We start from the raw sequence: 10,914 nt of genomic DNA, 5'->3' as shown, positions 1-10,914 counted from the left end.
GCGCGGACTTCATCGTGGCGCGGGCAACGTAGTGTTGCCCATCAGACGCCGTATAGATTTAAGCAAGCCCATCATAAATCAAAATCGGTGTTGCAAAAATGGGGGTGACCATAGATTTTTATGGGATTTGCTACGATAAACTGCTTAAAGCCAGAAGGTAATATTGGCAATACCTCAATATATTTATCATTGGGGAATCGTATAATTTACCTAAACAGGTCACTTCAGCTACATCACAGCCGTCAATTTCGGTCTTATCGAACACTTTTCCGCAGAAGTAATTCCTGAAAGAATAGAACAATGGCAACAGTCATGACAATTGCAAAAAAGATAATATTCGTGAAATCATAATTAAAAACAGTTGTGAATCTATCGTTGTTATACAGCTCGTTGTGTCTGTAGGAATATGTCGTATAAATGGCATCGAATACTTCGCAGAATGACCCGATAGCGATAAAAAAACAGGCCAGGAGATAGTTTGCTGTGATCTGGTTTCTTTTACGTCTCTTGGTGAATATTATTAATCCAATAACGGCTGGGATAATAAAGGCAATTAAGTCTCTGAAAGAGAAATCTAATAAAGTATCCATCACTAAAAGTCCTTTTGTATTCATAAAAGGCTGGCTGCTGTCGAGCCATCACGGAATATCCAGCATGAATGCTGATTTTTTCCATAACCTGTTTCGGGACCTATTATTATTCATAACAGACTCTTTTTCCTTCTTTTTATGACCAGACGTGATCCTTTTGTCTGTATCAAAGCAAGGTGCGGTTTGCGATGCACCTTTACGGCATAAGCCGATGTTATCCCGACGTATTTCCTCCACATCACCCTCACTCCACCCCATACCGCCTGAACGCCCGCAGCACATTTATTCCTTTTCTCACCATCGCAAACAACGCATTCCTGGAATGCCCGTCGAGCAGTTTCACTTTTGAAGAGATGCCGATCCGCAGCGGATACTGGCTCATTTGCATCGGGTTGATGGAAATGCGTACCGGGATTTTTTGGACGTCGGCAATCCACTTTCCGGCGCTGTTGAGGGCGGAAATCGCGGAGTCGGCGTCGTCATCCCATCCTTCGACCTGTCCTTCGAAAACCACATTATTGCCGTACATTTCCGTCACAATCGCCGCTTTCTGGCCAACGATAACGCCGGAAAGCTGTGCGACGGTGAAGTTGGCGTTTATCCACATCTGATCGGCGGGCACGATAGTCAGCAGTGTTTGTCCGGGGATGACGGTTAAGCCGGAATGCACGTTTCTTTGCGCGACATAACCGGTGACCGGGCTGCGGATCGCCGTGCGATCCAGCGCCACACCGGCTTTCTGTACGGCATCTCTGGCCTGCAAAATCAGTTTTTGCCGGGCCATATCCGTCTCACGCAGCACCCGTAAATTCCGGCGGTATTGCACGATTGCCGCATCCAGAGCCGCTTTGCTGTTGTTGACGTTTCTGAGGGCTTGCCGGAGATCATCTCTGGAAATCGCCGCAGGGCCTTTTGACTGTAACCGGCGGTTGTAGTCAATCAGCGCCTGCTGATAGGTCATCTGGGCATTCAGGATATGAGCGTTATTCTGGCCGTCAGCGATGTAGCGTTCCCGGGTTTCTTTTTCCGTTTCCAGCAGCGTTTCTTCGGCCTTTTTATAGCGGAGTATTTCGCCGGAACTCTCCATGTGCAGGAGAATGTCGCCTTTGCGCACGCGGTCGCTGTTGGTTTGTATTACGACTGCCACACGTCCGTTTATCTCTGAGGAAAGGGTGACCGGATTTCCGGTAATGTAAGCGTCGCTGGTGCCGGGCATTTTACGTAATGAAAAGTCCTGCCCGAGACTGCAAATAAAATACGGAACGATAATAACAATGACGCAAAGCATTCGCTTTTTAATTTTTGGGTTCGGACGTTCCCTGCCGATATTAGCGACCATGCCGTGAAGTTCTTCCATAAGAAAGTTCATCCATTCTTTCTAAACAGGAGGTGTTAAGAATATTCAGTCAGATTAATCACCGGTGCGGATGAAATACAGGAGACACATCGGAAACTTTTGCAGGGAATATCCTACACGTGAAGTCCTTACAGCCGATTGAAAAGTTATTTCTCTTTAAAAACAATCAGTAAAATATTTCGTTTGAGATTTTTTAAACCTTTCCTGAACGAATTGAGTTCAGACGAACACGCTTTTGCATTGCGTGATACTATTAGTCTTAATGCTCATGGAAATAAAAATGTGCAGACAGTAGAATTAATCCTTCTGATTTCCCTTCAATACGGTGCATTATAATTAGCGCCGAAACACGTTCATCTTTCCGCAGCACGTTATAATTACGCCATCTGTCATTGGGATGCGCGTTGTTCCGTGCGCGACGGTGAGTGAGTCGGGAACCTGAACATGTCTTTAATAAGGCGCTAAGATGAGTAAAACCAATAAGTTAAATGCTGTCATCGTTGACGATCATCCGCTGGCTCGTATGGCTATTAAAAACTTGCTGGAAAATGAAGGGATCACCGTCGTCGCGGAAGCCGGTGACGGCGCGCAGGCGTTGCAGCTTGTAGGCGAACACAGCCCGGATCTGGTGATTGTCGATGTGGATATTCCGGTGATGAGCGGTATTGAAGTGGTGGAGAAACTCCGCAAGCAGGCGTTCAGCCGGATTATTATTGTGGTTTCCGCCAAGAACGATCTGTTTTATGGCAAACGCAGCGCCGACGCGGGCGCAAATGCTTTTATCAGCAAGAAAGAGGGCATGACCAATATTATTGCGGCGGTACACGCGGCGCAAAATGGATACAGTTATTTCCCGTTATCATTGCAGACGTTTATGGGCAGTCTTTCGTCTGAACAGGAAATGTTGCAGTCGCTCTCGAGCCAGGAAATTAAAGTGATGCGCTATATTCTGAACGGTGATGACAATATGAAAATCGCTTCGGAAATGTGCATCAGTAATAAAACCGTGAGCACCTATAAAAGCCGCTTAATGGAAAAGCTCAACTGCAAATCGCTGATGGAACTTTTCTCCTTTGCGCAACGTAATGCAATCGGGTAATACGATGATAATGCGGGCCATTGTGGCGCTGTTTCTGCTTTTTATCGCGAGTGTACCGGCGCAATCTGCCAGCCCGGAACCCGCGACGCTTCAGCTCGCCAGTGATAATCAGGTGTTTACGCCTGCGCTGCCTTTGGGGCATTACGATTTGCTGTGGCTGGCGGCAAAACGTTCCCTGACGATTGCGGTATACGGGCAGGAAACGCCGCCGCTGAGCATGAATTCGACCACCGGGCGTTACCGGGGAATGAACGCAGATTATCTTTTGATGATGGAAAACTCGCTACAAATCAAAGTGGTGATTAAGCATTACGCGGATCTCAGTGCAGCGTTAACCGCGCTCAAAGCCGGTGAGGCGGATCTGATTCTGACGTCGCCCGCCGGTGAAGGGGATTTAGACCCGGCGTTTGCCGCCTCACTGCCGCTGATCCGCGCGTATCCGACGCTGGTGACGCGCCAGGCGGATGTCATGAAGCCGCTTTCCAACGACAAGGACGACGTGTCGGTTGCGATCAAGCAGGGTTATCCGTCCGAACAGTTTATTAAGATGATTTTCCCCAAGGCGCACATTACGTCTTATGCGGATAATTATCTGGCGCTGGCGTCGGTGGCCAATAACGAAAACGACTATTTTTTTGGTAATAATCTGACGTCCAGTTTTATTCTGGTTCGCGATTTTTATCAGTCGCTGGAAATGGTGAAGTTCTGGCGTGAACCGCAGACGGGGAATCATTTCATCGTACCGGCCGGTCAGAAACAACTGCTCGGCATTCTCGATACCTTTATCAGTTCCCTGACGGAACAAACCCATAAACAAATTGCCCAGTCGTGGGTCGATACCGGCAATATTTCATTTTTAAATAAAGCGATGAAACTGACGCCGCGGGAAGAGCGCTGGATTGCCAAACATCCGGTGCTGCGCGTGCTGATTAACCCGTATTACGCGCCACTGAGCATGGTGGACGAGCATCAGGAAATTCGCGGTTTGCTCGGCGATATTCTGAATCTGATCCAGCTGCAAACCGGTCTGGTTTTCCAGCCGGTGATCGCCAATTCGAATACGGATATGGTGGATATCATGCGTAAAGGCGGCTGGGACGTGTTGCCGACGGCAACGTTCAGCGCTGAACGCGAAGAGGAAATGTTGTTCACGCATCCGTTTATCGCCACGCCGTTTGTGCTGGTGACGCGGGCGTCGTCGGAGCAAGACGATTTGCTTTCGCCCGGCTCAAAAGTGGCAATCCCGGCCTATCATCCGCTGACCGACAAACTCAAAATGAAATATCCGGGCGTGGAATGGGTGATTGCTGAAAACACCAGTACCGCGCTCAGTAAGCTGATGCTCGGTGATGTGGATGCGGTGGTGTCTACGCAGCTCGCGTCACGGTTTATCATCGATCACTATTATCCGGGCACGATGAAATACACGCGCATTCCGGATGAGCCTTCGGCGCAAATTGCCTTTGCGATCCCGCGGGAATCCTCTGAACTGCAGAGCATTCTGAATAAGGCGCTGGACGATATTCCGCCGAAAGAGATCCTGAATCTGGCCGGAAAATGGACCAAAGCGCCGGACGTGAAAATCGGCACCTGGAATCTGTATAACCGGCCTTTTTATCTGGTGATCGGGCTGGCGGTTTTACTGGTGATCACCAGCCTGCTGTGGGGCGTGTATTTGCTGCGCGCCATCGGGCGGGGCAAAGCGGCGCAGGCGGCGCTGAACTATCAGCTTATTTTCAGCCAGACATTGTCCAATTCCATTCCCGTGCCGGTTTACGTCATCACGCTCGAAGGCGAACTGGAAAGTTATAACAGCGCCTTCAGCGATTTCTTTATTCCTGAGCTGCGCGGCTCAATGAATTATTCCCTGTTTGACCGGCGCAGTCCGCTGGCGGACGTTTTCCATGCCATTCAGCCGGACATTTTGCTCGGCCTGAAACCCGGTCATGTGCTCACGCATTCGCTGACGCTCAATAATGGCGGTGAAAATCGTCAGATCCTGCACTGGCTGACGCTGTGTCTGATGCCGGAAAACCGGCCTGCGATTCTGATTTGCGGCTGGCAGGACATCACGGAATCCCGCCAGCTGATGAAAGCGTTGCAGGTTGAGAAAGACAAAGCCATCGGTGCGAATCAGGCCAAAAGCCAGTTCCTGGCCAGCATGAGCCATGAAATCCGCACGCCGGTGAGCTCGATCATGGGCTTCCTGGAGTTGCTGACCACGCGCAAGCAAAGCGCGGATGAAACCAAAGAAGCCATTCAGCTGGCGTACAGCACGGCACAAACCCTGATTGCGCTGATTGGCGACGTGCTGGATATGGAAAAAATTGAGTCAGGCAATTTCACGCTGACGCCGGAATGGGTCGATCTGGAACCGGTGATTAACGCGACGGTCGCCAATTTTGAAGGGCTGGCGCGGCAGAAAAACTTGCGGCTGACGGTGGATTGCCGCCTTGAAGACGGTAAAACGCTCTGGCTCGATCCGCAGGCGGTGAAGCAGGTGCTGTCGAATCTGCTGAGTAACGCCATCAAATTTACCGCCGAAGGCAGCGTGGACGTGATTGCCCACACGCAGGCGATGGGCGAAGAGCGGGTTTATCTCACGCTCAGCGTGCGCGACACCGGCGCGGGCATCAGTCATGACGAACAGCAGCAATTGTTTAAGCCGTTCAGCCAGACGGATGCGGGGAAACGCCAGATCGGATCCGGCCTCGGGCTGGTGATTTGCCGCGAAATGGTGGAGCGCATGGCAGGGCAGATCAGCATTACCAGCCAGCCGGGCATGGGAACCACCATGATGGTGACGCTGGTCACGCAGGCCTCGGACAACGCGCCCGCAGTGCCACTGATTGCCGAACAGGAAGCGACGCGCCCGGCCGCGCTGCGGATTGTGATTGCCGAAGATAACCCGACCAACCGTCTGTTGCTGCGTCGTCAGCTAGATATTCTCGGGTATCACGTTGATGAGGCCGAAGACGGCCTGCATGCGCTGAACCTCATCAAAAATCAGGATTACGATCTGCTGATTACCGATCTGAACATGCCCAATATGGACGGCATCACGCTGACCCGGCGGGTGCGTGAGCTGAATCAGCACATGGTGATCTGGGGGCTGACCGCCAATGCGCAGACGGAAGAAAAAGAGCGCTGTCTGGCGGCGGGCATGAATTTATGCCTGTTCAAACCCATCGATCTGCAACAGCTCAAGGCCGCGCTCAGCGGCGTGAATATGCCGGCGGACGGACCGCCGCTGGATGCGTTTATCGACATGCGGATGCTTGAAGCGCACAGCCTTGGTGATAAAAAACTGATGTGTCAGATGCTGGAACAGTCACGGATTGAAAACGACAAAGACGTGGCGGCCGCCGTTCAGGCGCTGGCGCGTGAAGAGTGGGAACTGCTGCAACATCATCTTCACCGCATCAACGGCACGATGCAGCTTCTGGGCGCGACGGTTTTATATGAACTTGCCGAAACGCTGGAAAATCAGCTGGCCGCCGGGCTGCATCCGCCTGCGCTGGAAAAAGGCGTGTTGCAGCTGGAGCAGCAAATTCAATCCCTGAATGCGGCCATTGAGGCGTATTCCCGTTCCGTCCGTTATTAATGACGGAAACTCCGTAACGCCAAAATAAAGCCATCCCTTGTGATGGCTTTATTTTTATTTCACGCCGTGCTAGTTTTTGAATCAACATATTTATCACGCCATTAATATTTCACGTCCTACATCTGTAGTCGCCGACCTTCATTAAAATAATCTCCCTCTCATGGTGCGGATATTTGTTTCTGCGTATTATCTTTCCCTCAGCCACGGCAGGCTGAGATAAATGTTATTAATCGTAATAAACACTATTCTATTGAAGGATTGAGTAATGAAAAAAATTATCGCCCTTGCGCCCGTCGCTCTGATTTTGGGTTTTGCTGGTAATGTTCAGGCTGCAACTCAGGCTGATGTCACCCTGCAAGGGAATATTGTAGAAACCACTTGCGAAGTGACTGCAAATAACGGAGCTGCAACACTGAACGTGGGTTCTTTTGCTAAGACTGAATTTACAGCGGCTAAACAACAAGTCGGCGAAGAGCCACTGGTTGTTACCCTGAAAAACTGTGCAGCTGACGAAGAAGGCGCATTGCAGGTGAGCGGCGTTGTCGGTTCTGACAGCAACCTGTTCCTGAGCGACGTGACCCAGACTGCGGGCTTTATGCTGAAGCAGTCTGACAACACCACTCAGGTGACCAACGACACCAGCATCCCGGTTGTTGCTGATGAAGATGGCGCGCTGACCTATGCCTTCACCACCGGTATGGCGGTGATGGACACTGCAAACGTATTGCCAGGTGCTTACAACGCGCCAATCAAGATTTCTTACGTGAGCAACTAATAGCAACGACTCCGTCATTCCCGTGAATAACGGGGACGACGCGAAGAGTAAGAAAAGAGAGGCACTTTGCTGCCTCTCTTTTCCATTGAACGGACAGAGAATATTATGAAGTTTCATCACAAAGCAGGCGTTATTTTAAGCCTGAGTCTGTTTTTAATTCAGCCGGTATATGCAAGTATCAGTATTGGTGCATCGCGTATTATCTTTTCCGCAAACGACAGCAGCCAGAGTGTTGACATTAATAACCGGTCGGCGAATCAACCTTACCTTATTAATGTCGGTATTTCAGACAGTCTTTCGACGAAATCAACCGACAGCGCATTTATGCCCGCGCCTGCGTTATTTCGCATCGAATCTGATTCGACCAATAAAATTCGTATTCTGAAGAAAACGAATTTGCTGCCGCGTGACCGTGAATCGGTATTTTATCTGAATATTATGGCGATCCCGACCGGGAAGTCAGGCCAAAATAATACCGGCAATAGCGTCGGCGGTACGCTTCAGGTCGCGACAGGCAATACCGTAAAACTGTTTTATCGCCCGGATAATTTGCCGATGACGCAAAAAGAGGCGATGGGAAAATTGCAGATTTCCCGTACCGGCCAGGGTGTGAAGGTGATGAACCCGACGCCTTATTATATTTCCCTGAACAAGCTGATGGTCGACGGCAAAAAATCAAACTCGATGTTATCAAAGGCACCAGCATGGTGGCCCCGTTTGCGGCCAACACGTATCCGGTGAGCGTCGGACAGGGTAAAGCCGAATGGGCGGCAATCAATGATTTTGGTGGCGTGGAGGCGTTTCGTGGCACCGTCAATTAAGCCGGTTTTACTGGGTTTCACGGCAGGGCTTGCGCTGATTTTGTCCGGCGCGGCGGCCGGTGCCGCCACTACCGAAATTAAGGCCAATATCGTGGACGGCAGTTGTCAGGTTTCGCTCGATAACGCCAGCATCACCTTTGACCGCAAAGACACCACGCAATTTGCCACCGGCACGGCGCAAATTCTGCCGCTGGGCGTGAACCTGAACTGCGTGGAAATGCAGGGCAAAGCGCCGTCGCTGAGTGTGACCGGTGAATCGGCCGGGCTGACCGACACGCGCTTATTCCGTGCGGCCAGTTCAACGGCGAAATACGCCGGTTTTATGCTGAAAAAAGGCACGCTCACCAGCCTGACGGATTTCTATAACGCGGCGGATACCGTCGCGCCGGGCGAAACCGTGCTGATAAGCCAGGATGACGGCAACTCAGTGCAGCCATTTTCCGTCGGCCTGGTGCGCAGCGCGGGCGACCCGATGCTGACGCAGGGCAACGTCAACGCCAGAATCACGTTCGCCTTCATTTTCCCTTAACGCTTTCAACAGACAAACCCGATGAAAAATCTCAACATTTTATCAGGGCATTTATTTGCCCTGAGGGCGTCCCTTTGCCTGTGTCTGCCGGGGATCGCGGCCAGCGCCACGGCAGCAGACGTGCAGTTCAGCGCGACTTTTCAGGCGCCGACCTGCCAGGTTTCGGCACCGGCGACGCTGGATTTCGGCGCGGTGCTTTCGTCTGACATCCGGCAGGGCGTCAGTCTGGCAAATCCGTTACCGCTGGAAGTCAGGTTGTCGCAGTGCGCCGGATTTATTGGCGCGGTGCAGCGCCCCGGCGTCACGGTGACGGGCACGGGCGACAGCGCAACCGGCGATTTTCTGTTCCGGCAGGCCACGTCTCAGGCGGTGAATTACGGCGTGCGCATTGTGACGGCGTCGGGCGCGGTCGTGACCAACAACACGTTCCTTCCCGCGATGGTGGATGCCGCCAGTTTCAACGGCGGCTCCACCAGCATTCCGCTCAAAGTGGCACTGTCGTGCGGCAATCAGTGTACCAACGCCGCCACGAAATCCGGGCGGCTAGACGCCAGCGTCACGTTTGATTTTGTTTATCAGTGAGGATCCCGCCATGAATTTACTGTGTTTACTCGCGCGCCGGACGGTGACCGTCGCCGCGCTTCTGGCGGCGCTGGTGCAGGGTGCCGCCGCTGAAGATGGCGGGATCAGCATCAGCCGGACGCGTGTGATTTTTCAGTCCACCGATAACGCGCAGACGGTGACCCTGCAAAACCACGGGAAGTTGCCGTATCTGGTTCAGTCGGCAGTGGTCGCTACCCCGGCCGGACGCGAGCCTGCGCCGTTTCTGACCACGCCACCGCTGTTCCGGCTGGAAGGCAACAGCAAGAACGCCGTGCGTATTTTACGAAAAGGCGCTGCGGCGCTGCCCGACGATCGCGAGTCGGTGTTTTATTTCACCGCGATTGCCGTGCCGTCGATGGCGCAGCCGAAAGAGGCCGAAGACGCCTCGCTGGCCGCGCGTATTTCCGTGGGCATTCAGAACACCATCAAGCTGTTTTACCGCCCGGCCGGGCTGGCGATGTCGCAGGAAGAAGCCGCGGGGCGTTTAACGTTTCAACATCACAGCGGGCAGGTGCAGGTGAATAACCCGACGCCGTATTACCTGACGTTCTCGCGGCTGGCGTTTGATGCCGCTGAAGTGGACGTAAGCCGCGGGATCATGGTTGCGCCATTCACGCAGATCACCGTTCCGTCTTCAGGTGGCGTCCGTCAGGCGCAGTGGACCGTGATTAATGACTATGGCGGCAACAGCGCGCTGTTCAAAGCGGCCGTGCAGGGCGGAGGAAAATCATGAAACCGGCATTGAAACTCGTCCTGTTTATGGCAGCCCTGTCCGCGGCTCAGCCGTCCTTTGCCTCGCCGGATAAACCGTCCGGTTTTTCGCTCAATGAGTTTCGGATTGTGTATCCGGCGGCGCAGAAAAAAGGCATCACCTGGTCGATGACCAACAACACCGGGCGCGCTTATCTGATGCAGTCGTGGATCCGTCCGGTGGATTTCGCCACCGGATTACCGGCGGCAGAAATTGACAACAAAGCGCCCGGCGACGCCATTCCGATGATGGTCACGCCGCCGCTGCAACGCATCGACTCCGGCGAGCCGCTCCAGCTGCGTATCCGCCTGACCGGCATGACGCTGCCGCAGGACAGGGAATCGGTCTTTTATCTTTCCGTTAAAGGGATCCCGTCCGTGCCGGGCAGAGCCAGCCAGACCGGCGGCCAGCTGGTGCTTGCGGTGGTGAACAACATGAAGCTGTTTTACCGGCCTGCGGGTTTGCCCGAAGCCGGCGTGAAAAGCGCGGCGAAACAGCTGCGTTTCAGCCTGCAAAACGAGGTGCTGGTGGTCGATAACCCGACGCCGTTTTATCTCAATTTCAGCCAGCTGACCGTTGGGGGGAAACCGCTGGCGGCCGATGAACTGCGCAGGCTGGTGCCGCCAAAAGGGCAGCAGCGTTACCCCGTTTCTGCGGGTATGCGCGGTGCGGTGGAATGGCAACTGGTGGACGAAGACAGCCAGGTGACGCCGTTGCAGCGCCAGACATTATAAGGTCCGGCATTTTTCCAGACGCCATAAGACCGGGAATAATTCATTACAAAG

10 protein-coding genes are annotated in these 10,914 nt (G+C 52.8%); 9 read left to right on the top strand and 1 reads right to left on the bottom strand.

What is annotated here, in order from left to right; genetic code table 11:
• Window positions 1-834 precede the first annotated feature (834 nt).
• Window positions 835-1,947 carry an efflux RND transporter periplasmic adaptor subunit gene (locus IV433_RS17400; protein ID WP_195815007.1) on the bottom strand — a complete coding sequence of 371 codons (1,113 nt, stop codon included), beginning with the start codon at window positions 1,945-1,947 and terminating at the stop codon, window positions 835-837.
• 466 nt (window positions 1,948-2,413) lie between these two features.
• Between IV433_RS17400 and evgA the strand changes: the two genes are divergently transcribed.
• From evgA to IV433_RS17360, 9 genes are all read left to right on the top strand, one after another.
• Window positions 2,414-3,046 carry an acid-sensing system DNA-binding response regulator EvgA gene (gene evgA / locus IV433_RS17395; protein ID WP_195815008.1) on the top strand — a complete coding sequence of 211 codons (633 nt, stop codon included), beginning with the start codon at window positions 2,414-2,416 and terminating at the stop codon, window positions 3,044-3,046.
• Between the two features lie 4 nt (window positions 3,047-3,050).
• Entirely contained in the window at window positions 3,051-6,650 is a 3,600-nt protein-coding gene (locus IV433_RS17390; protein ID WP_229893446.1) for a response regulator, read from the top strand.
• A gap of 265 nt (window positions 6,651-6,915) precedes the next feature.
• Window positions 6,916-7,425, top strand: a complete 510-nt coding sequence (locus IV433_RS17385; RefSeq protein ID WP_195815009.1) for a fimbrial protein — start codon at window positions 6,916-6,918, stop codon at window positions 7,423-7,425.
• A 105-nt stretch (window positions 7,426-7,530) separates the two neighbouring features.
• The gene (locus IV433_RS17380; protein WP_229893443.1) at window positions 7,531-8,166 is read left to right on the top strand and encodes a fimbrial biogenesis chaperone; all 636 of its coding nucleotides are present in this window, start codon (window positions 7,531-7,533) and stop codon (window positions 8,164-8,166) included.
• Window positions 8,130-8,246: a fimbrial biogenesis chaperone gene (locus tag IV433_RS26175; protein ID WP_229893442.1), complete on the top strand. Its 117-nt coding sequence runs from the start codon at window positions 8,130-8,132 to the stop codon at window positions 8,244-8,246. Before IV433_RS17380 ends, IV433_RS26175 begins: the two co-directional genes overlap by 37 nt.
• Window positions 8,230-8,775, top strand: coding sequence for a fimbrial protein (locus IV433_RS26170; protein ID WP_229893440.1), 546 nt, complete (start codon window positions 8,230-8,232; stop codon window positions 8,773-8,775). The genes IV433_RS26175 and IV433_RS26170 overlap by 17 nt, the downstream gene beginning before the upstream one ends.
• A gap of 21 nt (window positions 8,776-8,796) precedes the next feature.
• Window positions 8,797-9,357, top strand: a complete 561-nt coding sequence (locus IV433_RS17370) for a fimbrial protein (protein WP_195815010.1) — start codon at window positions 8,797-8,799, stop codon at window positions 9,355-9,357.
• A gap of 10 nt (window positions 9,358-9,367) precedes the next feature.
• On the top strand, window positions 9,368-10,111 hold the full coding sequence (locus IV433_RS17365; protein WP_195815011.1) for a fimbrial biogenesis chaperone: 744 nt from the start codon (window positions 9,368-9,370) through the stop codon (window positions 10,109-10,111).
• A complete protein-coding gene (locus IV433_RS17360; RefSeq protein WP_195815012.1) occupies window positions 10,108-10,863 on the top strand; it encodes a fimbrial biogenesis chaperone in 756 nt (251 codons plus the stop codon). The genes IV433_RS17365 and IV433_RS17360 overlap by 4 nt, the downstream gene beginning before the upstream one ends.
• Window positions 10,864-10,914 lie beyond the last annotated feature (51 nt).

The organism is Rahnella laticis, from assembly GCF_015644585.1.
Classification (GTDB): domain Bacteria; phylum Pseudomonadota; class Gammaproteobacteria; order Enterobacterales; family Enterobacteriaceae; genus Rahnella; species Rahnella laticis.
Note: the sequence above shows the minus strand (reverse complement) of the source record. Positions and strands in the feature narration are given on the sequence as shown.